The sequence below is a fragment of the Flavobacterium xueshanense genome, from assembly GCF_900112975.1.
Lineage (GTDB): Bacteria > Bacteroidota > Bacteroidia > Flavobacteriales > Flavobacteriaceae > Flavobacterium > Flavobacterium xueshanense.
Genome location: NZ_FONQ01000009.1, coordinates 112,643 through 138,600, shown reverse-complemented (window position 1 = coordinate 138,600; position 25,958 = coordinate 112,643). Strand labels below are relative to the sequence as shown.

General features: G+C 34.9%; 21 protein-coding genes and 2 pseudogenes. 10 read left to right on the top strand and 13 right to left on the bottom strand.

The window, feature by feature from the left end:
- Position 1 precedes the first annotated feature (1 nt).
- Together BMZ76_RS10170 and BMZ76_RS10165 are read left to right on the top strand one after the other, a co-directional pair.
- A complete protein-coding gene (locus BMZ76_RS10170; RefSeq protein ID WP_091205679.1) occupies positions 2-3,079 on the top strand; it encodes a DNA polymerase III subunit alpha in 3,078 nt (1,025 codons plus the stop codon).
- A gap of 73 nt (positions 3,080-3,152) precedes the next feature.
- On the top strand, positions 3,153-4,535 hold the full coding sequence (locus BMZ76_RS10165) for an exonuclease domain-containing protein (RefSeq protein ID WP_091205675.1): 1,383 nt from the start codon (positions 3,153-3,155) through the stop codon (positions 4,533-4,535).
- 390 nt (positions 4,536-4,925) lie between these two features.
- Here BMZ76_RS10165 and BMZ76_RS10160 read toward each other — a convergent pair whose 3' ends face one another.
- Positions 4,926-5,225 carry a transposase gene (locus BMZ76_RS10160; protein ID WP_091205671.1) on the bottom strand — a complete coding sequence of 100 codons (300 nt, stop codon included), beginning with the start codon at positions 5,223-5,225 and terminating at the stop codon, positions 4,926-4,928.
- A 289-nt stretch (positions 5,226-5,514) separates the two neighbouring features.
- On the opposite strand from BMZ76_RS10160, the gene BMZ76_RS10155 reads away from it, so the two are divergent.
- From BMZ76_RS10155 to BMZ76_RS10130, 5 genes are all read left to right on the top strand, one after another.
- A complete protein-coding gene (locus BMZ76_RS10155; protein WP_244281787.1) occupies positions 5,515-6,684 on the top strand; it encodes an MFS transporter in 1,170 nt (389 codons plus the stop codon).
- Positions 6,685-7,160: 476 nt separating this feature from the next.
- Complete coding sequence (locus tag BMZ76_RS10145; protein WP_091205666.1) at positions 7,161-7,790, top strand: PIG-L family deacetylase; 630 nt, start codon at positions 7,161-7,163, stop codon at positions 7,788-7,790.
- 16 nt (positions 7,791-7,806) lie between these two features.
- Entirely contained in the window at positions 7,807-8,949 is a 1,143-nt protein-coding gene (locus BMZ76_RS10140) for a glycosyltransferase family 4 protein (RefSeq protein WP_091205664.1), read from the top strand.
- On the top strand, positions 8,950-10,179 hold the full coding sequence (locus BMZ76_RS10135; protein ID WP_091205661.1) for a glycoside hydrolase 100 family protein: 1,230 nt from the start codon (positions 8,950-8,952) through the stop codon (positions 10,177-10,179).
- Between the two features lie 67 nt (positions 10,180-10,246).
- Complete coding sequence (locus BMZ76_RS10130) at positions 10,247-10,441, top strand: hypothetical protein (RefSeq protein WP_091205658.1); 195 nt, start codon at positions 10,247-10,249, stop codon at positions 10,439-10,441.
- On the opposite strand, the gene BMZ76_RS16170 is transcribed toward BMZ76_RS10130, so the two are convergent.
- The 5 genes and pseudogenes from BMZ76_RS16170 to BMZ76_RS10110 form a co-directional block, all read right to left on the bottom strand.
- Positions 10,438-11,103: a PAS domain-containing protein gene (locus BMZ76_RS16170; RefSeq protein ID WP_244281786.1), complete on the bottom strand. Its 666-nt coding sequence runs from the start codon at positions 11,101-11,103 to the stop codon at positions 10,438-10,440. The genes BMZ76_RS10130 and BMZ76_RS16170 overlap by 4 nt on opposite strands.
- Positions 11,104-11,164: 61 nt before the next feature.
- Positions 11,165-11,596: a hypothetical protein gene (locus BMZ76_RS16165; protein ID WP_244281785.1), complete on the bottom strand. Its 432-nt coding sequence runs from the start codon at positions 11,594-11,596 to the stop codon at positions 11,165-11,167.
- A gap of 1 nt (position 11,597) precedes the next feature.
- Positions 11,598-11,906: pseudogene (locus BMZ76_RS10120) on the bottom strand (sensor protein KdpD); the annotation flags it as partial.
- A 107-nt stretch (positions 11,907-12,013) separates the two neighbouring features.
- Positions 12,014-13,096 (bottom strand): porin, encoded by a 1,083-nt coding sequence (locus tag BMZ76_RS10115; RefSeq protein WP_091205655.1) that lies wholly within the window; start codon positions 13,094-13,096, stop codon positions 12,014-12,016.
- Between the two features lie 68 nt (positions 13,097-13,164).
- Positions 13,165-13,719, bottom strand: a pseudogene (locus BMZ76_RS10110) (K(+)-transporting ATPase subunit C).
- Positions 13,720-14,563: 844 nt separating this feature from the next.
- Between BMZ76_RS10110 and BMZ76_RS10105 the strand changes: the two are divergent.
- A complete protein-coding gene (locus BMZ76_RS10105) occupies positions 14,564-15,748 on the top strand; it encodes a PAS domain-containing sensor histidine kinase (RefSeq protein ID WP_143071079.1) in 1,185 nt (394 codons plus the stop codon).
- Between the two features lie 531 nt (positions 15,749-16,279).
- Here the strand turns inward: BMZ76_RS10105 and BMZ76_RS10100 are convergent.
- From BMZ76_RS10100 to BMZ76_RS10070, 7 genes are all read right to left on the bottom strand, one after another.
- Positions 16,280-17,191, bottom strand: coding sequence for a DUF6268 family outer membrane beta-barrel protein (locus tag BMZ76_RS10100; protein WP_091205650.1), 912 nt, complete (start codon positions 17,189-17,191; stop codon positions 16,280-16,282).
- Positions 17,192-17,396: 205 nt separating this feature from the next.
- Positions 17,397-20,030: a cyanophycin synthetase gene (gene cphA, locus BMZ76_RS10095; protein WP_091205647.1), complete on the bottom strand. Its 2,634-nt coding sequence runs from the start codon at positions 20,028-20,030 to the stop codon at positions 17,397-17,399.
- A 230-nt stretch (positions 20,031-20,260) separates the two neighbouring features.
- The gene (locus tag BMZ76_RS10090) at positions 20,261-20,740 is read right to left on the bottom strand and encodes a DUF72 domain-containing protein (RefSeq protein ID WP_091205645.1); all 480 of its coding nucleotides are present in this window, start codon (positions 20,738-20,740) and stop codon (positions 20,261-20,263) included.
- 185 nt (positions 20,741-20,925) lie between these two features.
- On the bottom strand, positions 20,926-21,546 hold the full coding sequence (locus BMZ76_RS10085; RefSeq protein ID WP_091205643.1) for a YciE/YciF ferroxidase family protein: 621 nt from the start codon (positions 21,544-21,546) through the stop codon (positions 20,926-20,928).
- A gap of 1,139 nt (positions 21,547-22,685) precedes the next feature.
- Positions 22,686-22,868 carry a hypothetical protein gene (locus BMZ76_RS10080; protein WP_091205640.1) on the bottom strand — a complete coding sequence of 61 codons (183 nt, stop codon included), beginning with the start codon at positions 22,866-22,868 and terminating at the stop codon, positions 22,686-22,688.
- Positions 22,869-22,940: 72 nt separating this feature from the next.
- Positions 22,941-23,498: a DUF456 domain-containing protein gene (locus BMZ76_RS10075; RefSeq protein ID WP_091205637.1), complete on the bottom strand. Its 558-nt coding sequence runs from the start codon at positions 23,496-23,498 to the stop codon at positions 22,941-22,943.
- Between the two features lie 47 nt (positions 23,499-23,545).
- On the bottom strand, positions 23,546-24,007 hold the full coding sequence (locus BMZ76_RS10070) for a DUF6799 domain-containing protein (RefSeq protein WP_091205635.1): 462 nt from the start codon (positions 24,005-24,007) through the stop codon (positions 23,546-23,548).
- 911 nt (positions 24,008-24,918) lie between these two features.
- Here BMZ76_RS10070 and BMZ76_RS10065 point away from each other — a divergent pair.
- The gene (locus BMZ76_RS10065; protein ID WP_143071078.1) at positions 24,919-25,203 is read left to right on the top strand and encodes a histidine kinase; all 285 of its coding nucleotides are present in this window, start codon (positions 24,919-24,921) and stop codon (positions 25,201-25,203) included.
- A 198-nt stretch (positions 25,204-25,401) separates the two neighbouring features.
- Positions 25,402-25,572 carry an ATP-binding protein gene (locus BMZ76_RS16480; RefSeq protein WP_396230406.1) on the top strand — a complete coding sequence of 57 codons (171 nt, stop codon included), beginning with the start codon at positions 25,402-25,404 and terminating at the stop codon, positions 25,570-25,572.
- Positions 25,573-25,958: the final 386 nt, after the last annotated feature.

Below are 25,958 nucleotides of genomic sequence, written 5' to 3'. Positions count from 1 at the left end.
CATGTACCTCAACTGTCATTCTTTTCATTCGCTGCGCTACGGCACCATCCCACTGTTAGATCTCATACAGCAGGCTGTCAGTTGTGGGGTAAAAACAATGGCACTAACGGATATCAATACGGTTACTGGTATCTATGATTTTACAAAAGCATGCCACGAGCTTGGGATAAAACCAATAGTGGGTATAGAATTTCGCTACAACCATCAATTGCGTTATATCGGTTTGGCTAAAAATGCCGATGGGCTCGCCGAAATGAACCGCTTTCTGACCAAACATAATTTTGAAAATACTCCTTTACCAGTATCCGCTCCTAATTTTAAAAAAGTAGTCATTATTTATCCTTTCGAAAATAAACCAGCGGTATTAAAAGACCATGAATATATCGGCATTCCTCCAGATCAGCTTCCCAAATTGTTTCTTCCGGAATGGAAGACTTTGCTTGACAAAATGGTGATTTTACAATCCGTTACCTTTCGGACTAAAAGAGAATTCAATCTGCATAAAATCCTTCGAGCTATTGACACCAATGTGATCTTGTCCAAATTAACTGTGGATGATTATTGCAAGACGTCCGAAGTAATGATTCCTTTGGAGGAACTGCTTTCAAAATTTGAGGATTATCCGCAAATTATTGAAAATACGCAGAAACTGATGGATCAGTGTCATTTTGAATTCGATTTCAAAACACCCAAAAACAAAAAGTATTATTCCGAGAGTCGGGAAAGCGACATGCAGCTTTTAACCAAACTCGCTCATGAAGGATTAATTAAAAAGTACGGTGCCGATAATCCCCAAGCAACAGCAAGAGTGGAGAAAGAATTGAAGGTAATTGATCAATTAGAATTCAGTGGTTATTTCCTGATTACTTGGGACATCATTCAATACAGTATGAGTCAGGGTTTTTTGCACATTGGTCGGGGAAGTGGTGCCAACAGTATCGTGAGTTACTGCCTTGGAATCACGGACATCTGCCCTATTGAACTCGATTTGTATTTTGAACGCTTCCTAAATGTGAACCGCAAAAGTCCACCTGATTTTGACATTGACTGGTCCTGGAAAGAACGCGACACCATTCTCCGATATATTTTTGATACTTACGGTGCCGATCACGTTGCTTTCTGCGGAACCAACGTCGAATTTAAATACCGCTCTATTTTTAGGGAAGTGGGTAAAGTTTTTGGTTTGCCCAAAGAGGAATTGGATGCATTGGCCAAAAACCCAATGCAGCTGCATGATAGCAATAAAATCGTAAAGCTAGTGCAGGAATACGGGATGTTGCTCGAAAAATACCCCAATCAACGCAGCATGCACTCCTGTGGCATATTGATCTCAGAAGAACCCATTACCAATTATACGCCTTTGGAAATGCCTCCGAAAGGGTTTCCAATTGTTTTGTTCGACATGCATATTGCCGAAGACATCGGTTTTGAAAAGTTTGATATCCTGAGTCAGCGTGGTATCGGTCATATCGATGACAGTGTAAAACTAATCGAGAAAAATCAGGGAATCAAAGTCGATATCCGGGATACTGCTATATCAAAAAATGAGGTGAAGGCCAATCACTTTTTAAGCCATGGAAAAACCATTGGATGCTTTTATATCGAAAGCCCGGCCATGCGCGGCTTATTGCGCCGTCTCAAATGCGATAACTACAAAACCTTGGTGGCCGCTTCCTCCATTATCCGCCCGGGTGTTGCCCAATCCGGTATGATGAAAGAATATATTTTCAGGCACAACCATCCCGATAAGTTCGAGTATTTTCATGACGTTTTTAAAGAACAGTTAGGCGAAACCTATGGGGTGATGGTCTATCAGGAAGACGTGATAAAGATTGCGTTACATTATGCAGGTCTTCCGGCAGCCGATGGAGATATTCTGCGTCGGGCCATGAGTGGGAAAGGACGTTCTAAAGCTGCTTTGCAAAAAGTCAAGGATAATTACTTTGCCTGCTGTGCCCAAAAAGGACATCCGCTTAAGTTGAGTGAAGAAATATACAGACAAATCGAATCCTTTGCCGGCTACTCTTTCTGTAAGGCGCACTCTGCCTCTTATGCTGTCGAGAGTTACCAAAGCTTATATTTAAAGGTCTACTACCCTATTGAATTTATGGTTGCCGTTATTAATAATCAGGGTGGTTTTTACCGTACCGAAGTATACGTACATGAAGCCAAAATGTCGGGTGCAACCATTCAGAATCCTTGTGTAAACAAGAGCGATTATGAAACTACGGTATACGGCATCGACGTTTATTTGGGTTTCATGCTTCTGGAAGGTTTGGAAAGTAAAGTAGCGCATGGTATTGTTAAAGAACGGCAGGAACAAGGTGCATTTAAATCATTAGAAGATTTTATCAACCGCATTCCCATCGGTATTGAAGGCATACAAATTTTGATTTTTATCGGAGCCTTCCGCTTTACGGGAAAAACAAAAAACCAATTGCTGGTGATTGCCAGACTCATCTTAGTCAATTTCAAACCCGAAAATAGAAACTTGATGCTGCTTCAGGAACCAATCAAAGAATATGAACTCCCTATACTCGAACGCTCCCCTTTTGAAGATGCTTTTGATGAAATCGAGCTGCTGAGTTTTCCGGTTTCCTGCACCCCTTTTGATTTGTTGCAGACCAAATATCGAGGGGACGTAATGGCAAAAGATTTACTAAAACACCATAAAAAAACGGTTAAAATGCTCGCGTATCTCATTTCCAGAAAGCACGTTCCTACCAAAATGGGAACTATGTATTTTGGAACTTGGGTAGACATAGAAGGCGAATATTTCGATACCGCACATTTTACTAAAAGTCTGGAAAAATATCCGTTCCAAGGCGGTGGCTGTTATTTGCTCTTAGGAACTGTAGAAGTGGATTATCATTTTCCTACCATTACAGTTACCAAAATGGCCAAAATGCCGTTCCTCCCTGATCCAAGATATTCCAATACAAGCGACAGACAATATAAAGTCCACGAACAAATTCGGGAAGATGTCAGCATGACCCATCGGGCACCGTATCCACAGGAACATGAGATTAATCTGCCGAGGCATAAAATGGAGATGAGTGCAAAAAAAGAGTCAGTTTGACCTTTTTTTGAAAAAAACATAAGTCTTTAATCTTTTACACAAGAATAACAATACAATTCACGTTATATAACCAATGAAAAATCAGGAATACGCAATAGTAGATATAGAAACCACTGGCGGTAATGCCAGTAACAGTCGCATTACAGAAATTGCCATTGTTATTCATAACGGAACCAGCGTAATCGACCGCTGGGAAACACTCGTCAACCCAGAAAAAGAAATACCGCTTGCCATTTTTTCGCTTACAGGCATTAACAATGAAATGGTTCGGGATGCACCTATTTTTGATACTATTTCTGAAAAAGTTTTAGAAATGCTTACCGGACGCATTTTCGTTGCTCATAATGTCAACTTTGATTATTCGTTTGTTCGGCACCAACTCGAAGCAAGCGGATTCAAATGGACCGCGCCAAAATTGTGCACCGTTCGCGCAGCAAGAAAGATTAAGTCGGGATTGGGTTCGTACAGCTTGGGCAGGCTTTGCCAATCCTTAGACATCCCTCTAACAAACCAACACCGTGCCGGCGGTGATGCGGATGCCACAGCCATATTATTTTCCCGTTTGCTGGAATGGGACGTTGAAGGAATTATCGAAAAAATGATAAAAAAAACTTCTCAAGACCAGCGCTTACCTCCTAACCTACCGCCGAATGACTTTGAGCAATTACCTGAAAAAGCAGGAGTATATTATTTTTACGATCAGACAAGAAAAGTAATTTACGTAGGAAAGGCGATTAACTTACAAAAAAGGGTGACTTCCCATTTCACTGGCCATAATATCACGCCACTAAGGCAAAATTTCCTGCGGGATATACACGGTATTTCCTTTGAAGTTTGTGCTACAGAATTAATGGCGCTGTTGCTGGAATGTACTGAAATTAAGAAACTGTGGCCTACCTACAACAGGGCACTCAAACGCTTTGACCCTAAATATGGGCTGTATGAATATGAAGCCCGCAGCGGTTACCGATACTTGGCCATTGGAAAGTTAGGCAAATTTCAGGCGTGCATAGAGTCTTTCAATAGTTTGTATAAAGGCATCAATGTGTTGCGCAGCTTGGCCGAACAATTTGGCATTGATAACCGATTCTGTAATTACGGCATGGACGACCACGGAGAATTTATCCCAAAACCGGATCGGGACAATTTACCTGAAGTGGAACTACACAACGAGCAAGTCGAAAACGCCATTGATTTTTTAATAAAAAACAGGCCAAGCTTTGCCATCATAGACAAAGGCAGGACTGCTGAAGAACGCAGTTGCATTTGGATTGAAAACGGTCACTTTTATGGCATGGGATATATTGCATCGGATATTGGTTTTACCGATCCCTCTGAAATAAAAGATCATCTTACTTCATACAAAAGCAACCAATACAGCGTGGATTTAATCCTTGCTTATGCTGAGAAATATCCCGGCAAAGTCCGTTTTAAACTAACCGAGAATGAATCATAATTCATTTCAATTGCATCTAAATATTTACATCAGGCAGTAATGGAAAAAAAGTTTTTGACCTTCCAGATACGGAACTCATGCTCAACTAAACCTTCGCTAGCACCTATCAAGATTTTAATAATATTGCTTCGCCTGTTCGAGCAAAACTCTCGGGTCTTGAAATTTGATAGCCTAAACTTTGCAACTCAATAGTCATTCTTGGGTTTGTGTAGCGTTGTTTGGTTTCAAAATAAATGGTTGTTATCTTTTCTTTTTTACCAATTATTCTCTATAATCTAATTGATATTTTTTTGCTTTTATACCTGTAATATACGCCGGAACTTATTTCTAAGACTTTACACATTTTTTCAATCAGAAATATTTTTTCATGATTTTTTATAAAATCAAATATCATCGACCGTTCTTGGAAAAAATGCCTATTGCTTTTTTTAATATATCACGCTCTAGTTCAGCATCTTTGAGTTTTGCTTCTAACTCACTTATTGTTTTTTGATCTGGTTTTTGCTTTAAAATTCCTTTGCCAGGAAATCTTCCAATACCATATTTTTCATAATCTTTGCGCCATTTGTAAAGCAATGTAACTCGAATACCTAGTTCTCTTGCTAGTTCTGTAATGTTAGATCTTTCATTACTATGTTCAACGGCTTTTTCTTTCAAAGCCGTATCATAAATTTTATGGAGTGTTTTCATATGTTCAAATCAAGCTTTTCTCTTAACTTTATCTCCCAGCTAAATTAGTATATCCAAAATAATTGTAAAAAGAAAAAGGGATGTTCGTGAAATAAACAAATAACTACGCTTTTAAAATTTTTTACAACATAAATTACTCCGCAATTATCACGTTCCATAACATAAAATTCCACACCACTATTTAAAAGCTATTGTAATAAAATTAGTGATTATGGATTATATTTGATGTTAGTACGGGTAAAGATTTTAAATTATTTTTAATTTAATTTCACGAAATAATTGATGACTGATGAGAATAAAAAAAATTACAAGGACCGTCTGGATACTATCTTTAATCAGTTTGTTTACTGATATGGCTAGCGAAATGCTTTATCCAATAATGCCTATTTATTTAAAAACAATCGGATTTTCTATTGTTCTAATCGGCGTTTTAGAGGGTTTTGCAGAAGCTTTAGCAGGATTAAGCAAAGGCTACTTTGGGAAATTATCTGACAGTTCAGGAAAACGTGTACCTTTTGTACAAATCGGTTATGCATTAAGTGCATTGTCAAAACCAATGATGGCAGTTTTTTCTTTTCCACTATGGATTTTCATTGCACGAACGATAGATCGTTTCGGAAAAGGAATTCGCACTGGAGCAAGGGATGCTATTCTATCAGATGAAGCCACAGCAGAAACAAAAGGAAAAATTTTTGGTTTTCATCGGTCAATGGATACATTAGGTGCAGTTCTTGGACCAGCATTAGCGCTGATGTATCTTTATTTTTATCCACAGGATTACAAAACCCTATTTTATCTTGCTTTTATTCCAGGAGTACTTGCAGTTGGAGCATCCCGTTTTTTGAAAGACAAAACAAAATCCTATTCAACAGAAAAAAAACATATTCCCTTTTTCTCCTTTCTTAATTATTGGAAAAAAAGCTCAGCACAATATCGGAAATTAGTAATCGGATTATTATTATTTACATTATTTAACAGCTCCGATATTTTTTTGTTATTAAAAGCCAAACAAGCAGGATTGAGTGACACAGCAGTAATTGGAGTTTATATTTTTTACAACCTGGTCTATGCTCTTTGTGCATTCCCATTAGGAATTTTTGCTGATAAAATAGGACTGAAAAAAATGTTCGTTTTCGGACTTTCGTTATTTGCAATGGTGTATTTTGGAATGGCTTTTAGTACAAGTTTTTACGCAATAGCATCGTTGTTTTTTATTTATGGCGTTTATGCAGCTGCAACTGAAGGGATTTCAAAAGCGTGGATTAGTACTATTTCTGATAGGAAAGATACAGCCACCGCAATAGGAACCTATTCAGGATTTCAAAGCATATGCACTATGTTAGCAAGTACGTTAGCTGGAGTAATTTGGTATCAGTTTGGGGCCAATGCAACATTTATCGTGACGGGAATAGCAACACTAGGTATCATTGTTTACTTCTCATTTCAATCATTCAGGTAAATTTTTGTTTTACAAATCATATAGTAAACTAAACTTCTCTCAAAATCATCACACATTTGTTTTACAATCTTTCGTTTCTCTAATAAAAAATTCACCTAATTCTTTATTCATTATGGCATATTTGGTTTCTATTTTCCCATAACCTAAAATGAGTAAGTTGCATCGCTTTAGAAGTGCCTCTATATTTAGTACGTTAATTAACATTTGTACCCTAAAGATGGCCCAAGTGCGTCGCGCTTGCGTCAACCGCTATTATATTTAAAAAAAATTGTTTTACCTGCTGAAAATCAGTACATTTAGATTCGAATTCGCGGAGCAGTGACATTTAAATATTACATAATCCATTTGATTTCTGGAAAAATTTAATTCGTGCCTTTGTGTGGCAAAATCGCATCTGCCTTTAATGCCCTACTAATTAAATTCTTGCTTCGCATTACTCCGTATAATTATTCAGGTTGCCACAAACAATTTTGAAAATGAAAAGTAAAGCATCTAGAACAGTAGCCATAATAGTCGCACATCCTGATGACGAAATCCTTTGGGCCGGTGGAATTATACTGAATAATCCCCAGTGGCAATATTTCATTACTAGTCTTTGCCGAAAAAATGACGAAGACCGTTCCGCAAAATTTTATAAGGTTATAAAAATTCTTAATGCACAAGGGATAATGGGCAATCTCGATGACGAACCTGAACAAAAACCTTTAAATGCTATACAAGTGGAGCAAAAAATATTGGATTTATTACCCAATAAACATTTTGATTTAATCATTACTCATAGTCCTTTTGGAGAATATACCAAACACTTAAGACACGAAGAAGCAGGTAGAGCTGTAATTACGCTATGGAATAAAGGTAAAATTGCCACAAATAAACTTTGGGCTTTCGCTTATGAGGATGGAAATAAAAATTATTTTCCAAAAGCAATTGAAAATACTCCCTATCTAGAAACGCTCAAAAAAGAGATTTGGAATAAAAAATACAATTTAATAACCGAAACCTATGGCTTCGAGAAAAACAGTTGGGAAGCAAAAACAACACCAAAAACGGAGGCATTTTGGGTTTTCAATAACCCAAATGAGGCAAATATGTTTTTGAATAAATAATATTAAAATTATATTTATGAAAGTATTGGTACTTTATGATTATCCACCATCACCCGGCGGATTGGCAACTCAAGGCGATCTTTTATACAAAGGCTTGCTCGAATTAGGAGTTGATGCCAAAGCAGCTCATTTTGGATCAACACAAGAAAAAGAGTGGTATTATCGCTGGTTTCGACCCGATGTAGTAGTCGGTATTGGCTATTGGGGGCATACGCCACAGTTAATTTTACATCCGCAGCAGTTTAGTGTTCAGCCCGTTCCCTGGTTGGTTGCAGATGGCTATATTGCCAATTATCAGGAAGTCTTAAATGAGCTTCCTTTGATATTGGTCACTTCACATTGGGTAAAAGAAATGTATGTCAGAGACGGAATTAATGGAGATAAAATTGAAGTTTTACCTGTGGGTTGCGATACCAATTCTTTCAAACCTTACGATAAAAACAATCCTAAAATACTGGCTGTTCGTGAATTTTTAGGTATTTCTCCTGACCAATTGATGATTTTAACCGTTGGTGGAGATGCAGCATCCAAAGGTGCTCAAGAAGTCATGCAAGCCTTGGCAATTATTAAGACTAAAGTACCAGATTGGAAATATGTTTGCAAAGTCTGGCCTCAACAACGAACAACATCTCAAAATTCTCTGGATCTACAAATAGCATCCGATTTGGGCATCGAAAAAAACGTAATTTATGAAACAAATACTATTTCTAGAAATTTCATGCCTTACTTCATTGCTGCTTGTGATATTTATGCTGCTCCATCTCGTCTAGAAGGATTTGGAATGTCACAAGTAGAAGCGTGTGCGTGCGAAAAGCCTGTAATTGGTATAAAAGCCATGGGAATGCTGGACACATTGGTTGATGGCGAAACCGCATTTTTAGCCAATGTTGCACAAAAAATTGTGGTTAATGAAGTTACGCTCGGCCACGAATCAGGATTTGAAAATAATTACAAAGTTAAATTTAAAGAAGCTCGAACCGTCGATTATCGCGCAAATGTTCAAGATATCGCCGCTGGATTATTGAAGCTGATGAATGATGCAGAATTAAGACAAAAAATGGGTGAAGCAGGCAGAAAACGAGTAGTCGAAAATTTTGATTATAAAATTGTTGCCCAAAAATTTATAGATATAATGAATAATAAATTAGGTATAAAATAAATGATAAATTCTCAAAAAACTACAGTAATAAATGCTGCCAAAAAGGCAGCTATCGAAGTGCTTTTACATAATATGCATGGTTCATTTCACGGACTTCCCCGAACTGCGGGCTGGGGTTATCCGGAACCGTATACTAGAGATTTATTGATTTCAATTCTCGGAATTGCCGTTTCTGGAAATGAAAAACTACTAGAAAGCATTAGGAAGGTTTTGGAAACTCTGGCAAAAAACCAAACCGAAAGAGGACATATTTCATCATTGGTTCATGATGGTGATGATAGAGGAGCAAGCGATACAACGCCTTTATTTTTGTTAGGAGTGGGTATTTACAGAAAAGTAATCGATGAACCCAATTTTTTAAAAGAGGCCGTACAAAAAGCATTAGTTTGGATGGAATATCAAAGTCCATCCGACATGTCTTTAGTTGCACAACAACCTACCAGCGACTGGCGTGATGAACAATGGGTACTGGGCTATGGATTGTTTGTTAACACGTTGGTTTACAGTTATCTGAAAATTTTAAATCAATCTCAAAGAGCCGATGAAATACGACACGAAATGAGTCAATTTACCATTACGGGAGGTGTAATTCACGGTCATGTACACGAGGGTTTAGTATTAAAAGATAAACCTTATTATGCCTTTTGGTCGTATAAAGTTTATAGCAGTGAGCGCTTCGATTTATTAGGAAATTGCCTTGCTATTTTATCGGGAATAGCTTCACGCAATAGGGCTAATGAAATTGTTTCCTGGATAGAAACCGAATGCGATGCAATGAAAAATAAAGGATTATTGGCAGTTGATTTACCTCCTAATTTTTTCCCTTTTACCAATCCGGGCGATCCTGATTGGCACGATAGATATTCCGAATTCAATACCCCTGGCAATTACCATAATGGCGGAATTTGGCCATTTATATGCGGTTTTTATATTGCCGCCTTAGTTGCAGCAAATAGATTTGCATTAGCAGAACAGAAATTAATAGTATTAACTGAATGCATGAAAAAAACGAATCTTTTGACAGAATCAGCAGCTAAAAATAATGATAAATCTAATAAATATATAACTGCCGAAAATAGGGAATTTGGATTTAATGAGTGGATAAAAGCACAAAACGGGGAGCCTAAAGGTCAAAATTGGCAAACTTGGAGTGCCGCAATGTATTTATATGCCGTTAAATGTGTGGAAGAAAAAAGAACGCCTTTCTTTGAAGAAATGCGACAGAAATAATTGAGTACTCTACAATTCATTTTAGATAAAATTCCGCCCGTTAATATCGCAGGAACAAGACCTGAAGATGGCTTATGTAAAAGTATTGCCGCCAAATCCTAAAGGAAAAGTCATATTGCCCCTTCACAATAAAAATTTCGGTGGGGTGTATTGGGAGCAGATTATAAAAGTGCTAAGTAAAGAAGGCTTTCATGTACTTGCTCCTGACAAAATTGGCTTTGGAAAATCCACCAAACCTGTCAACTACCGGCTCAGCTTTTAGCAAATGTCTCTTAATATTAAATCAATTCTCGACAGTCTGAAAATCAATAAAATTATTCTTTTATTACATTCTATGGGTAAAATGCTTGTTACAGGATTTGCATCGTCCAATCCTAAAATAACAGTAATATTTCTCAAAATAATAACATTGCCAATATCAATAGTTTGATCTTCTCCTGTTGGTTTAATAGTAATATTTACGATCTCTTTCTCGAAATAACTTTCTTTTCCATCTGCAAAAATTTTCATTGGAAGTGCTTTTCTACTTTCGTTTTGAAAATCGCTGACGATTAACGATTTCATCAAATCATTTGTCAGAGCGAGTGTTGCTGTAAGTTTTCCAATCACTTCCTCCGTTTTTAATCCAATTATTTTCAAAGCTTCATCATTGGCAAATAAAATTAAACCCTGATTATCTAACCCGACAATTGGGTCGTGCATATTGTTGATTAAGGTTTCTAGTCTTTTCTTTTCAAATGACAGTTTGTACAAATTACTATTGTTATATTCCTGCAGTTTTTCTGCCATGGTGTTGAACGATTTGGCCAGATCTCCAAACTCATTGTGATTCATAAAGTGCACGCGTTGCGAATAGTTTTTATTGGCTATTTCCTTGATACTGGCCGTAAGCTCTTTTATCGGGTTGGCAAAATTGTTGGGCAAATTCACCAGAAGATTAAAAGCAATCAGAAAACAAAGTGTTCCGGTAATAGCGATCTAAAAATTAGCCGTCTATGCCGTGTGTTCGGCAATATCGATTTTTTTGGTTAATCGCATTCATATTCAGTTTCATAATCTCGAAAATGTCCTGACGAATTTGACTTTTTAGGGTTTCGTCTGTCTTGTTTTTTTTCAAAAAATTAAAAACTTTCTTCAAATTATAAGTTGCGTTATCCTCGCCAGCTTCAGTGATATTGGCAATTTGTTTTATGAGATTTGTTTCAAACACTACAATTGCTTTTTCTTTGTCAGCATTCATTTCATCCAAAGAAAGCAACATATTTTGAGAATATTCTAATGTGTTGTAATTGGCCTTCAGAATATTTTCGGAATCTTTTTTTATAGAAAAAACATAAAAAGAAGCAACTAATGAAAGAATTATTATTATTAGAAAAAGCAAGCCAACGCCTAGGTTTAATTTTGTTTTAATTTTCATTTTAAGATAGTATTACAAGATCAATATTGGATGACGACAAGCTGTTAAGCAATTTATTAAAAACAGTTGTCGATAAAATTACTTTAAATAAACTCAAATGCGGTTTCCCGATACAAACGGTGGTAATTTGCTTTTGGGCGACGACCTCTAAAATAGCATTCGTAATATGTTTGCTTTCCATTCTAATCACTTCAGCACCCAGCTGTGTAGTTAATTTGAAATTATTTATCAGATGTCGTTGTTTGTCGAGTGCAATTTTGTCGCTGCTTTCTTTTGGTGTTTCTACATACAAAACATACCAATGTAAATTTTAAACTTTCCTTTTCGTGACTTCTGAATTAAATCAAGAAAGTGTTTAACATTATTTTCTTTTTCATTGTCCAATTTAGATGTAGGATTATATATTTTAGGAAATAATTAAAATGAAATTGCCAATGCTGTAGTTAAAAACACATTTTGATTGTTTGGCAAATTGTCTGTCAGAAAAATATCGTCTTCGCTATTTAATGTTCTCGCCTCTAATCTAAACATGATATTATCAGCCGGTAAATAATCAAAGTTAGCCGAGAAACCATAGGTTTTAAATCCGTTTGGTGTTCTTGTGGCGATGATTACCCCTTTTTCATCTGCATAATATTCGCCTCTTGCTGCCAATTGAATTTTAGCGGTAGGTTTGTATTGTGCAATTAAAACAGGTGAAAACCAAACATAATATTGATCACTTTTGACTGCAGTTTGTTGCGCTCCGATATCAAAACCGGTATGAATATTTACTTTTTCAGACACTTTTAGCAATGCGTAAAAATTATTGAAATAACGCCATTTTTTTTCCGTATCCGGTTGTTCATTCCCCACATAAGTACTCCAGTTCAAAGCCACTGAAGAGGAAGGTTTGAAAGTCACTTGCGTCCCAAAAGCGGGGGTTTGATTGCCTTCAATTTTCTGGATGCGTTGCCATCCGTTCAGATACATCGCTGACAAATACCATTTCTCACTTTTTGAAGTATACCCAATTTTTACTCCCGTTTCATAATACGGTGAATTATCAGCCAAAATACTTCTGGTCAAAGCCATACAATCTTTACCAATTGCGCTTTCAAACCCAATGTGCGAAGGCATAATTCCCGCATCAACCCAAAGATTATGAGTTGTCGATATTTTCACTCCAATATTGCCTTCATACACATTTTGCAACAAATCCGGTTCGGCAGCCAGATTGTATTGGGCATACGTTCCGGCCATGAGTGCAAAATTCCCACGAATATTGTCCTTGGCATAATTCACTTTTGCCAATCCTAAATTCAAATTGACTTCATTATGTTTGTTATGACTGTAAATAAATCCTGGCCTTACATGATTGTCGGGTTTGCCAAAATCATAACTGTAATACGTTTCTATATAACCCGAAAACGTAAAAGGACTTTTTTCTTTCTCCACTTCCTGAGCATTAATTGTTGTACCTGCAAAAGCTAGTAATGCTGTAATTATTATTATTTTCATTTTTGCCGATTATTACAAGCCTTTCAGGGTTTTTAACCCTGAAAGGCTTAAAATGTTAATTATTATTTTTATTTTAACTCATCCAAAGCGACATTCAACTTTAAAACATTTACAGTTGATGTCCCTATTATTGCAGGATTATTGATTTTGGTTTCCACCAAAGCTTTTACTTTTTCTTCCGGCAAGTTTCTTGCTGCTGCCACTCGTTTCACCTGAATCAACGCTCCTTGCGGTGAAATATTTGGATCTAAGCCACTTCCCGAAGCCGTCACCATATCCGATGGAATTTCTCCTTTTTTCAGATATGGATGAACCATTAAAAAAGTATCAATTCTTTTTTGAACTAAAGCCAAATATTCCGCATTATTAGGTCCTTTGTTGCTTCCCGCACTTCCTGCAGCGTTGTAATCCACAGCAAAAGGCCTTCCCCAAAAGTAGTTTGATTTATCGAATTTCTATCCAATTTTTTGGTAACCCACTACTTTTCCGTTTACAGTAACCGTTTCTCCTTTTCCGTTGTTTGGAACAAGCTGTGCTATTCCGAAAATCGCCATTGGGTAAATGACAGCTAACAACACCACCATAAATAGTGTGAATTTAAGTATTGAAAATATATTTTTCATTTCTTTATTTTTTTAAACCTAACCCATTTTAAAAATCGATTAGGTATGGTTTTACATGAATAATGCTACGACCAAATTGATTAATTTGATTCCGATAAATGGAATAATCAATCCCCCAATTCATTGAAATCAACAATGTCAAAATAAGATAATAATCCTTCAAGTAGAAAAAAAGGAAATATTGAAAAATCCATTTATTTTTTTATCCAAATTTAAGACTTCTCCCCATTTTTTTTAAGTGAGCCTTTTAAATTCGATGCTTCAAAACTTCAAATTCTTCAGATTTTACAATTTTAGCGAGATGTCCGCGAAGTTTTTTTGCGTCGTCAATAATGAGAATGTTTTTCAAAATGGTAAAATGAAATTTTAAAGCGAAAAATATATTTTGCTTACTTCTAAGTACCTATTTACTAGATTAATATCAAATTTCAATTAAAAAATCGCCTTGTAAATTAGAAATATTTTTTAGTTGATTAGCATTAGAAATTCTACAATATTCGTTGAGTAAAAGAAAATTTTCTTTTTTATCACAGAACATTTAGTCAGTTCCCATCCATTTCTAGCCTGGATTAGCGTCTCTCGCATCATTGATTTGGATACTAATAAAAGGATGATATAAAGTAGTTTTTATTAAAAACAAAAGTTGCTCTTTCGGATTGGCAAAAATCTATCCATGAAAAAAAAAGTTGGAGCTGGTCCGTTAGCAATTACGCTTTTATGTAAATATTCTAAAACTTATCATTAAATTTTGCAACAAATAAAAATAATTATATAACACATTTTATGGTGAAAAAAAGATATTTGCGCCTTGATTCTTCATACAGTATTTTTAAATCCAAAAAAAATGTCTACAGCAAAAACTACGAAAGGTCTTAAGGAACAATACGTTCCTACAGCAGAATTTTATAGCCAAATAATTGATAGTTTACTGGACTATTCCATTTTTACGGTTGATACAGATTTAAATATTAACAGTTGGAATTCCGGGGCAACACATATATTTCAATATGAAACAGATGAAATCATGGGTAAACCATTTGAAACTATTTTTACGAAAGAAGATAAAAAAGCTGGAATTCCGCAAAGGGAAATTGATATTGCTCTAAAAGAAGGACGATCTGTAGATGTAAGATGGCACTTATGCAAGGACGGAAAAACGTTTTTTGCAGATGGATTGGTATTCCCATTGAAAGACGAAGATGATGCAGTCATAGGATTTGTAAAAATATTGCGCGACATCACTGCCAAAAAAGAGTCCGAAGACTCAATTAAAAAATATGCAAAAGAGCTGGAAGATCTTAATGCCCACAAGGAAAGTGTACTTGCGATTTTGTCTCACGATTTAAGAAGCCCACTTGCAGGAATTATTCAAGGTGCTCAATATTTGGAGACAAATTTCGATAAAATTGATCCTATTTTAGCCAAAGATTTGTTGAAAGAATTTCATATTGCGGCGGTAAACGAATTGAACATGCTGGATTATCTGGTAGAATGGACAAGGATAAAGTATGCTGCCGAAGCGTTTGTACCGTCAAAAATTGAACTTACTCATTATGTAAAAAAAGTTTTTGAGTCTTTAAAAGAAACCGCATCCATCAATACCATAAATCTTCACAATGAAATAGAAGAAAATTGTAGCGTTTTTGCCGATGAGAAAATGTTGCTTTCTATTCTTCAAAATATAGTTTCGAATGCGATTAAACATTCGCATAAAGGTGGCCAAATTACCTTGTCAGCAAAGCAAAGTGACGACATGATGATTGTAGCAATAAAAGATTCAGGAAAGGGTATGTCAAAAGAAATAATGGATAAACTTTTTACTCCTCAGGTTAAAGCACTTTCAAAAGCGGTAGAAGAAAATAAAGGAGCGGGTATTGGTCTATTGCTTGTGAAAGGATTTTTAGAAAAAAATAACGGAAAAATATGGGTTGAAAGTGAAGAAGGTAAAGGATCTACTTTTTATTTTACCTTACCCCTCAATAAACCTTCCGATAAGAAGGATATTTCGGAAAAAGCAGAGACTGAATAATACATCAAAATACGCATCGCGGTAAATAAATCAGTGATGAATTTTATTGCTCCGTAACCCACTGGATATAATTAAAGTTTTTTTTGGTGTGTAAAATATCGTTTTATAACTCGTTAGCTCTAAATAGATTTAAGTATTATAAGTTACAAATTGTATCTTTAGTATTGATTGATTTTGTCATTTCGATCAACGAGAAATCTCACTTTGTGAATCTATTATTTGATTCCTACTCGTTAGGAATGACAAAATCACAACTTTAACCCGTTGGGAGTAAGTAATACAAATTTCAATTAATCTTCAATAAAAAATTGAACCACATAAAAACATAGAAAAAAAGGGTTAGATAGCACAATTCTCGCATTCACACAGCTATGGTTTTTTTAAAAAAAGTAAAACGCCTTCCAAATTTTAAAATTTATGTTTGTATGTGGTTAAAAAATTAAACAAATTGAAATATACTTAACGGGTAGATTAGTTATCTTTTAATAATAAATTCAACTGCGCACCGTAAACACATTTTCGTGATTCGACTTATTTTTTAACGTTACTCAAATCAAAGCGATAAATAGCTTCCAACTTCAAAAGGAGTGTATTTGATTTGTTTTCTAATACTAGGGTTCGGTTATCCCCAAATTTTAACGCTAGAATTTGTAAATCAAGTTTTTGATCTATTGGATACACTCTAAACTGGTTTAAAGAATAGCCCATTTTTAGACGTAAAAGAATTTTTTTGTCCAGAACGCTTCTTTGTACGTAAGTGGAAAAATCTATCGAATTATTTTCGACATAATTCGAACGAACGTTATCAGTAGTCAGTTTGTAACTGTTTCCATGACCCAGAAAGTCCACGCCTACTTTAGTTTTATCAGTCAAACTATAATTGATGTCAGCGTCATTTGGCATAAAGGCATTTATTTCAAAACGTTTATTCAAACTATGGTAATAGAAAGTAACAATGGGAACTACGGACATACCGTAAGCTTCACTGCTGCCGTAAACCCCCAAACCATAACCAAAACTTTCGTTTCTTTTATATTTTAATAAAGCCAATCCGCCCAGATAAATATCTTCACTGCTGAGATTGATATAATCAGATGCCACTTTTGGCAGAAAAAGGTATATTCCGCTCCAGTGTTCGGAATGTTTTACAGTCAAACCCGCTCTTAAATTTGTTGAGTGTAAATGATTTTTTTCAGAATTAGGAAACAATTGTAATTTGTAGCTGCTGAAATTCACACCAGTAACAGCAATATATTTTTCATTTAAAACAATTGGTAAAATAAGATTCGTTTGAAACGTAGTTATGTCGGTTTTAATGGATGAATTTTCGAAAGTTGTTTTTTGCGATTTCCCATAATTGATGGAAAACAGATCAATGTATTCTTGCGCACTGCATAAAAAAGGCAGTAATAAAAATAACAATGGTATTAATTTTTTTTTCATTTTATAGAGTTGATATTATTTAAAAATTGTTAAATATGGTCTTTTCGTTTTTGATAAACATTTGAAGTGCTCTTCTTTAAAACAGAACCACAACACAAATTTAGTGGTGTAAAGCATCACAATTGGTACAGCAGTGAAATAGCTGTTTCTATTTTATTTGTACTTCCAGTTGCTTCCGCTAGCATGTGAAACTAAACTATTTCTATCAGGACTGCGGAACTAAATTAACCGTTGCATTTTCTTTTTCTATTTGTTGTTGCACATAGGCAAGCGTATTTTGAATGTCATCAACACACACAAAAATAAATTCACCGCTTTGCGCATGATCGATGGCATATTGTACGGATTCTATTTCATTTGAAATGATACTTATCTTAATGTTGCTGTCAATTTCCCGAATACCATCAGAAAGCATCGTGCTTAGTTCTTCTGTCGTTCGTCCTCTGTTGTCTCCGTGTCTTATTATTATTTCATCAAACATTTGAGCAGAATACCTGCCAATTTTTTTTATATCTTCGACACGACGGTCTCCGGTGGCTGAAATTATTCCTGTCTTTTTTGTTGCTTCAACTCGCTCCATAAATTTTTGCATCTGAATGTATCCGTCCGTATTATGAACATAATCAATCATTAATCGGAAATTCTTAAACTCGAAAACATTCATTCTGCCAGGCGTCAATGCTGGTGAAGGGATAAAAGAATTAAGCGCAGCCTTAATTGTTTCGATAGGAAAATTACTTATTGAAGCCGCTAATAAAGCGGGCAAAACATTTTTAATCATAAACTCGCAGGTACCTGAAAAGGTAAGGGGCACTTGATCAACTGCTGCTATTTTTATTTTCGATTCGCCTTTGCTTATGACAAAATAATTATCTTCAATAAAAGCCGCTAATCCGCCGTCACTGCAATGTTTTTTTATCCGTTCATTATTGGCATCCATGCTGAATAATGCAATGGTGCAAGTGAGGGTATTTTTCATTTGATAAACCAAATCGTCATCCCCATTCAGAATTGCAGTTCCGTTATCAAAGGTACTTTGCGCCACCACTGCTTTAACCCGAGCCAATTGATCAATGGTGTCAATGTCATTTAATCCCAAATGATCCTCAGTAACGTTGGTTACCACACTTATGTTGCATTTATCAAATCCAAGGCCGGCTCGAAGTATTCCGCCTCTGGCACATTCGAGCACTGCAAAATCAACAAGTGGGTCACGAAGCACGGTAGCTGAACCGCCGGGTCCGCTACAATCTCCTAAACGAATTGCATTTCCATCGATATAAATTCCATCCGTTGTCGTATATCCTGTATGATGTCCTGCCGCTTGCGCCAGATGGGCAATCAATCGTGTAACCGTAGTTTTTCCATTGGTACCTGAAACAGCAACAACCGGAATACGTCCGTTGGCATTATTAGGGAAAAGCATATTGACTAAAGGCTCAGCCACATTTCTTGCCATTCCTTTGGTGGGAGAAAGGTGCATTCTCAAACCAGGACCTGCATTTACTTCAATCACAGCTCCGTTTTTTTCGGTTATCGGAATAGCAACATTTTCTGCCATTATATCAATACCACAAATGTCCAAATTCATCAGACGTGCAATACGTTCTGCCATAAAAACATTCTGTGGATGCACCAAATCCGTTATATCCGTTGCTGTTCCGCCCGAGCTTAAGTTGGCAGTATCTTTTAAAAATAAAATTTCTCCAATTGATAAAACCGAATCCAGTCTAAGTCCTTTTGCCGCTAAAATGGCTTGTGTTGCCACATCAATTTTTATTTTAGTGAGTGCTTTTAGGTGACCTTCACCTCTGTTTGGATCACTGTTAGTTTCAGTAATCAGTTCTTCAATAGTTGCTATACCATTGCCTAACACTAAAGCCGGTGTTCGTTTTGCTACCGCTGCCAGTTTGTAATTTATAACCAGAAAACGGTAGTCATTACCTGGAATAAAACGCTCCACTATTACATTTCCTGAAATTTTTTGGGCATCATAAAAACCTTTTTGTGCCTCTTCTAGAGTTGTTATTTGTGTGGTAATTCCTCTGCCGTGGTTGCCATTTACCGGTTTGGTCACAAGCGAAAATCCAATTTTTTTTACAACTTCTTCCAGTTCAGTTATATTATCTATTAGCATACCTTTAGGTACGGGAATGTATGACTGGGACAATAAGTTGCGGGTTGCATCTTTATCACAAGCCATATCAACTGCTATGCTGCTTGTAGTTGATGCAACGGATGCGCGGATAATTTTTTGATTGCATCCCTGTCCCAACATCAATAGAGAATCATCATTTAGTCTGGTGTAAGGAATATTTCTGCTTTCCGCTTCTTTTACAATGGCGAACGTACTAGGACCCAATTTTTCTCTATTGTGCAAGAGTTGCAATTCTTGAACAGCAACGTCCACATTATACTCCAATCCAATTAACAGGTTTTCCACTAGATCAACCGCAGCTTTGGCAGCATATTTCCCAGCTCTTTCAGTACCATATGAGAATACAACATGATAAATGCCCTTTACATTGGTAGAGAGCGTTTGTCCGAAACCACACTCCATTCCCGCGAGGCTTTGTAATTCAAGCGCTACTTGTTCTACGACATGTCCGACTAATATTCCTGTTTTTACACGTTCTAAAAAACTGTTTTCAATTCCTTCTGAACATTTGCGACTTTTTAAAAACGGCAACAGTTGTTCCAATACTTCGCCAAAACCTCCAATCGTGTTTGTAGGCCGTTGCTCCCACTCTCCAATGTCAAGTTTCATAACAATAAGTTTTTTCCTGTTTCCAGACCAGTAATTGGCTCCACGCATCACCTTAATCTCTATTATTTTCATTGTCTTTTACTATTTTTTAAAACGTATTATATTATTATTTAAATCCATCGGCACTAAAATTATCTACTTTATATACCCTTAAAAAAGAATTGAATTCCATACACGAGCAACTTGGTACAAAGTGAATAAATTGAGAATTAAGATTTAAAAAGTGCGTTTAGTTCCTGTGCATTTAAAACCCCGCATTACTTGCGGTATTATTGATATATAAAGACTTGTTCGAATAAGTTTTAGTTAATAATAACCTCATGAAGCTTTATCAGATCAGTGTGGCTGTCTTCAGAATAAAACATTTTCGGAATTCCGTGAAGCCTTACAGCTTCTATTATAAGATCAAGCTTTTCAGCGCTGTAAAGGAAACTCGGAGGGAACTGCAATAAGATGCAACCCAGATTATCGTTCAGTCCTTGTCTGCAAAGCGAAATGAATTCATCTATTTCAGGTTTGCAGTCCACGAACTTTTTAATATGCGTTATCAGTTTTGGTGCTTTAACGGAATCGATAAAACCATCAGGGGCTTTTTTATACCAATTTTCAAGGATTCGCAATATGGAGAATTTATAAAATGTAGCATTTATTTTAAAAGTGTTAAAATGCATGCAATAAAATTCAAACCATTTGGCTGATAGAATATTTTCAGGATAAAAAACATTCTTCCATTTGGCGCTGTAAAAGGAAGAACAACCGATATGTATATTTTTAGCGAACATAAAAATAAGAATTATATTTATGAAAAGGAATGCTGAATTGTTGTCAGATACACTTAACAAAGAAGTTTTCTCCAAACATTTTGACTGCAGTGAATAAGATAAGATTTCAGAAAAATAAAAAAACAAGCGCCCAAATCTTTGATTCTGGCGCATTACATCACGATAGAATCCGTATAATTTTTTATTTATTTATCACCTTCGTTCGCAGCATCAACATTGATATGTGATACAGTAATTTCTGTTAATTTTACGTCAGCGTTTTTCTCTTCTTCGAGTGTTTTTGCAAGAAGCAAGGCAGCTTTTGTTTTACCAAGAGTAACTGCATAAACACGCAAAGTCCCATAAGCAGCGATTTTATAATGTTCCACTTTCTGGGCTGCATCAATCATCGCTGCATCGCGAACATTGCCAACTTCAGTTTCCTCCATTATTCGATTGGCCTCATCCAACAGTCCTGCCATTGCATCACATTTCTTGGCAACTGCTTTAAGACCTAATGATTCAAAAATTTGCTTCAAACGTGTAACATGTTCTTCGGTTTCTTTCAAATGTTCTTCAAACACCTTAATCAATTGAATAGATGTAGCATTTTTGGCCATTTTAGCCAATACTTTTGTCAATGCTTTTTCTGCCCAATAAATATCTTTTAATCCGTCTTCGAAAAAATATCTCAAGTCTTTCGCTGCCTCAGGTTTTGCTTTTACCACTCCCTCTTTTAAGGTAGGAGTTGATTCCTTGGCTGTTTTTCCTGTCGTATTGTTCGGTGGTTTAATGGCTTTTGCAGATTCGTCTTTTGTGGTTTTCATAACTTTTGATTTCAGAAAATAATTATGATATTATTTCACGAGCAAATTTAAAAATTAGTAAAATCTATTCTGTACACAATTATTTTTATTAGTTACAAAATTCACAGTCTCGTGAATTTTATTAACATGAATTCATAACTATTTCTGAATTTATAAAGAAAATGTAAATGATTTAAGCAAATAAAGAAAAGGAAATAAAAAAAACTGAATTTTCAAAAATAAACGCCTTTGATAGCAGTTTAAAGAATGGAAAATTGCTCTTAACATGCAAGGTTTATTTTATTGATTAAGTGTATAATCTCATTTTAAGCCCAAAATCTGTCAATTCTTTTTTGATAAGGACATCGGCATTTTCTTCTTTAACGAATTCGCAAACAAAAATAAAAGGCATTTTCGGTACTATATTCTCTCTTATTTTTTAAAGAAGTAAGACCATCAAAAGCCGAAAAAGTATAATTGAAAAGGATGATATCGTGCTGGAATATACGAAGTGCTTTTTTATATTCTGTTTCTGTTTGTACTGTTTGCGCAATATAATCAACATCGTCTTTTTTTAATTATTAAATTCTCTCCCTCAAATTCCATTTTAAAATTTGAAGAGTGTGTTTTTCATGGGTTGTGATTATGGCGTTAATTTACTTCATTAACTTCAAAATAGTAATTAATAGGTTCCGATATTAAATGATATAAATAACATCAATTCAAACAAGATATACGATAGATATTAATTAATAGAGAAGACAATTAATATGTTGTTTTTATAATTAGAAGTAATAAATGTTCTAAAAACTAATATAAGTGAGAGAAATAGCGCTATTTGTGTCTTTATTGTAAATGTTCAAACTTTGCGTTAAAATGGAAAATAAAGCGAATTTGATGCCGCAGTTATTCTATTAACTTTTAATATTAATAAAATACCGAAAAAGTATTTAAAAATAGTTTGTTTTTTAATTGTGCGGCAGTAAAAGCGATAAATGACGTCCATCTTTATAAGGATAGTGTTTGATTTTTCCTCGAATAATCGAGTCTGGTCATCCCCAAATTTTAACATTAGAATCTGTAATTGAAGTTTTTGATCTATTGGATATACTCTGAACTGGTTTAATTAATAGTTCTTTTTAAGAAGTAAAATAACTTTATTATTGGAAAGGCCTTATTGATAAAAGAAGAAAAACTATCAAATTATTTTCGACATAATTGGAATGAATTGTATCAGCGGTAAGTTTGTAACTATTTCCATGACCCAGAAAATCCACGCCCACTTTAACTTTATTAGTCAAACTATAACTGATATCACCATCATTTGGCATAAAAAAATTCATCTCGAAACGTTTCTCCGTTAAAACAAAAAAAGGTTGACATTTAAAAATGCCAACCCTTGTAAACCCTTTATACTAGCGGTATATTTCTTCTCCCTTGTTTTCGCGCCATGAGTTTTCAATGTCATTCGCATCTTCATCGTTTCTCGGATGAACACCCATCACAATGCGCCCATCTTTTACCCCGGATTCATATATTTTCGCTCGTTCTTCCGGAATTCCAGAACCCACTAAGGCCCCTATTACTCCACCTGCGATACCACCTGCCCCAGCCCCTGCAAGTCCTGCAGCTAAAGGACCAGCTACCAGCAAACCAAGACCCGGTATGACCAAGCTCGTTCCTAACGCCGCAACAACACCTACAATTGCACCTACAGTTCCCCCAATTGCAGAACCTTTTCCTGCACCTTCAGCTGCTTTTGTACCTATTTCTGTTTCTTCTACATCTTGCGAAAAATGTTTTTTACGGGTTTCATCTGACATTATTAAATTTATATCATCCTTGCTGTACCCTCTTTCATATAGGGAGTTATAGGCATTCTCCGCACTTTCGCGATCAGCGAACATTCCTGTTAGCATTTTTTTTTCCGCTTTAGTTTGTTCTGGCTGGTTTTGATTTTCTTCCGTTTCCATTGTTGCTTTATTTAAGATTAGAATTATTAATTACTTTGTTACGTTGATTATTTCAAACTATCTTTTTTAATTTTTTCATTTTGCATCAAATACATATCTTTCTTTTTATTGTTATTAGTTTCCTTAGTAGTGGTTTTTTTGGTAATAACCTTTTTTGTTTCAGGATCTCTGAGATTACCAGCCATATTCATGTATTGTCCTTCTTTCATCATCATCTTTGTACCGTCCTTTTTCATTATCATTCCGTTTGACAGCACTTTCGTCCCGTTATTCATAGACATTTCGTGATCCATTAAGGTCTTTTTTCCGTTTTTGACCATCATCAACTTTCCATTTTTCATCATTACGCCATCGGGAAACGACTTACTAGCTGTTTGATAATTCCCTTCTCTGGTCATCTGACGTTTTTTATCATCAATGTGCTGCATTTTTTTGTTCGTTAAATCTGTTTGGGCGAACAAACACATTGAAAAGCAAAGTGCCACACTTATAAAAATTACTTTTTTCATTTTAATTGATTTTAAAAGATTAATGTAAAAATTACTTTGAATAAGATTAAAAAATAACATAGACTTATATCTCATTTTTCTATATACATACTCGGAAATAGCTTTTATGGAATATAATTTCTCTTTTACTAAGGTTCCTTAATTATTACGAAATAGCATTTTATAAAATTTTACCACCATAAAGATAAAACATAAATAACTCATTAACAAGTATTTAAAATAAATTTAAGATAAATAATAAAAGTTTGTACCTGTCAATTTTATTTAAATAAAGCGTCAAATAGATAAATTAATCATTAAACAGGGATCCACCCCCACTAAAATTAAGCTGCCTCAATTTCCTGTCAATAATCGCATTAATTTAAAACTTTCCTTAATTATTCGATTGGAATTATACATGTCAAACTGCTTTACAAATCTTTTACACGATATTGCAGCGCTGACTGACAAGGTTTCTAAGAATTAAAATAATTTTATACAATCTCTAAAAAATGATTATTTGATAAGACTTTAAAAATGGGAATCTGGAATTTGGATTAGCTTTAGAATTGTTAAATTAATTAGTCGGATCTTTCTTCTACAAATGGAAACATTATTTCTCATTATTCTTCCCTTTCCACCAATGATCATAAATTATTTAAATTTCCAGAAGTATTCTTTTTAGTATTAAGTCCTTCTATTTAATTTTTTCGTCCAAAAGCCTTATCTCAAGTTTGTATCTTAGAAGGTTTAGTTTTTAAAATTCAACATTTTTTTTAAATCAAAAAAAATACTAATCACTCACTATAAAATAATTATAATATTTATTTCTCAATTATAAACATTATATATGATTAAAAATCTTTAACTTTAAAAGTATTTATTTGACATAAATGTCATCTGAACATTTTTTAATTAAAAATATAAATCTCATGCAAAAAGGTAACAAATTAACGGAAATTAAATTTCCAAAATCTGTAACGCGCCTTTCGGCTATTGATAATAGTATAACAGGAGGATTCATTGCCAAAGCTGATGCAAAAAATCTTGCAGAACTTGTCGCGCAAGAAGACAGTTTAATGGCTATATTTTCCCATCATTTAAGAAGCCCTCTCGCAGGAATTGTCGGAATGACGGAGTATCTGAAGTCTAATTCTGAAAAAATGGGGATTTCTGTTAGAAAAGAAAAGCTTAATCTGATTTACGAATCCTCATAAGAGGAATTAAATATGTTATACTATCTGGTGGAATGGGTAAGAGTAAAATGCGCGTTAGACGTATTTTCTCCCTCCTAATTTGAGTTGGTACATTATGTGAATACCGTTTTTGAAATATTAAAAAAATACGCACTTCTAAACACAATTAGTCTTCATCACGAAATCGAAGAAAATAAATGCGTTTTTGCCGATGGAAAAATGTTGCTCTCGATACTACAAAACATTGTTTCAAATACTATTAAATATTCACGTCCCATCGGAAAAATAACCATTACAACTAAGAGGAAAAATGATAAAATTATTGTGGAAATTCAGGATACTGGAATTGGTATAAACAAAGAAAAACAGAAAAACTGTATTTCGATTTGATAAATATGGAGACCGAACTAAATGACGTTAAAAGAGAGCTTTTAAAACGTTTTGAAAAAATCGAAGATATTCCCGTAGTAAAAAAAATTGAGGATTAAAGTCTTAGGAGCCGGTAAGAGCAATTTTGTAAAGTGCTGGGCTCGATGCTTTTTTTAAAACACATTAACTTATTAAAAACATTTTGGAAAGAAAACAAAAGCTTACGTTATATTTATCCTTAGGACCAAAAAAATTAACATAAAATCAGATAAAATTTTAAAATCGAATTTTTACAGAATAAATTTTAATACTATTTTTTTATTTTGAATCACTTTAAATGCACAAAACAATCTAACGTTTGATAAAAGAAATGTTCAATATGAACTTTGGATTGCTTATTGCAAGTA

Bases quoted from the DNA above. Each gene is read 5' to 3' on its own strand.
- BMZ76_RS10160 (WP_091205671.1), bottom strand. From the start codon at position 5,225: ATGAAAACACTCCATAAAATTTATGATACGGCTTTGAAAGAAAAAGCC.
- BMZ76_RS10090 (WP_091205645.1), bottom strand. From the start codon at position 20,740: ATGTTCGCTAAAAATATACATATCGGTTGTTCTTCCTTTTACAGCGCC.
- BMZ76_RS10130 (WP_091205658.1), top strand. From the start codon at position 10,247: ATGGCTTATGTAAAAGTATTGCCGCCAAATCCTAAAGGAAAAGTCATA.
- cphA (WP_091205647.1), bottom strand. From the start codon at position 20,030: ATGAAAATAATAGAGATTAAGGTGATGCGTGGAGCCAATTACTGGTCT.
- BMZ76_RS10075 (WP_091205637.1), bottom strand. From the start codon at position 23,498: ATGGAAACGGAAGAAAATCAAAACCAGCCAGAACAAACTAAAGCGGAA.
- BMZ76_RS10105 (WP_143071079.1), top strand. From the start codon at position 14,564: ATGTCTACAGCAAAAACTACGAAAGGTCTTAAGGAACAATACGTTCCT.
- BMZ76_RS10080 (WP_091205640.1), bottom strand. From the start codon at position 22,868: ATGAATTTTTTTATGCCAAATGATGGTGATATCAGTTATAGTTTGACT.
- BMZ76_RS10115 (WP_091205655.1), bottom strand. From the start codon at position 13,096: ATGAAAATAATAATAATTACAGCATTACTAGCTTTTGCAGGTACAACA.
- BMZ76_RS10070 (WP_091205635.1), bottom strand. From the start codon at position 24,007: ATGAAAAAAGTAATTTTTATAAGTGTGGCACTTTGCTTTTCAATGTGT.
- BMZ76_RS16480 (WP_396230406.1), top strand. From the start codon at position 25,402: ATGTTGCTCTCGATACTACAAAACATTGTTTCAAATACTATTAAATAT.
- BMZ76_RS10155 (WP_244281787.1), top strand. From the start codon at position 5,515: ATGAGAATAAAAAAAATTACAAGGACCGTCTGGATACTATCTTTAATC.
- BMZ76_RS16165 (WP_244281785.1), bottom strand. From the start codon at position 11,596: ATGAAAATTAAAACAAAATTAAACCTAGGCGTTGGCTTGCTTTTTCTA.
- BMZ76_RS10085 (WP_091205643.1), bottom strand. From the start codon at position 21,546: ATGAAAACCACAAAAGACGAATCTGCAAAAGCCATTAAACCACCGAAC.
- BMZ76_RS10100 (WP_091205650.1), bottom strand. From the start codon at position 17,191: ATGAAAAAAAAATTAATACCATTGTTATTTTTATTACTGCCTTTTTTA.
- BMZ76_RS10170 (WP_091205679.1), top strand. From the start codon at position 2: ATGTACCTCAACTGTCATTCTTTTCATTCGCTGCGCTACGGCACCATC.
- BMZ76_RS10165 (WP_091205675.1), top strand. From the start codon at position 3,153: ATGAAAAATCAGGAATACGCAATAGTAGATATAGAAACCACTGGCGGT.
- BMZ76_RS10135 (WP_091205661.1), top strand. From the start codon at position 8,950: ATGATAAATTCTCAAAAAACTACAGTAATAAATGCTGCCAAAAAGGCA.
- BMZ76_RS10065 (WP_143071078.1), top strand. From the start codon at position 24,919: ATGCAAAAAGGTAACAAATTAACGGAAATTAAATTTCCAAAATCTGTA.
- BMZ76_RS10140 (WP_091205664.1), top strand. From the start codon at position 7,807: ATGAAAGTATTGGTACTTTATGATTATCCACCATCACCCGGCGGATTG.
- BMZ76_RS10145 (WP_091205666.1), top strand. From the start codon at position 7,161: ATGAAAAGTAAAGCATCTAGAACAGTAGCCATAATAGTCGCACATCCT.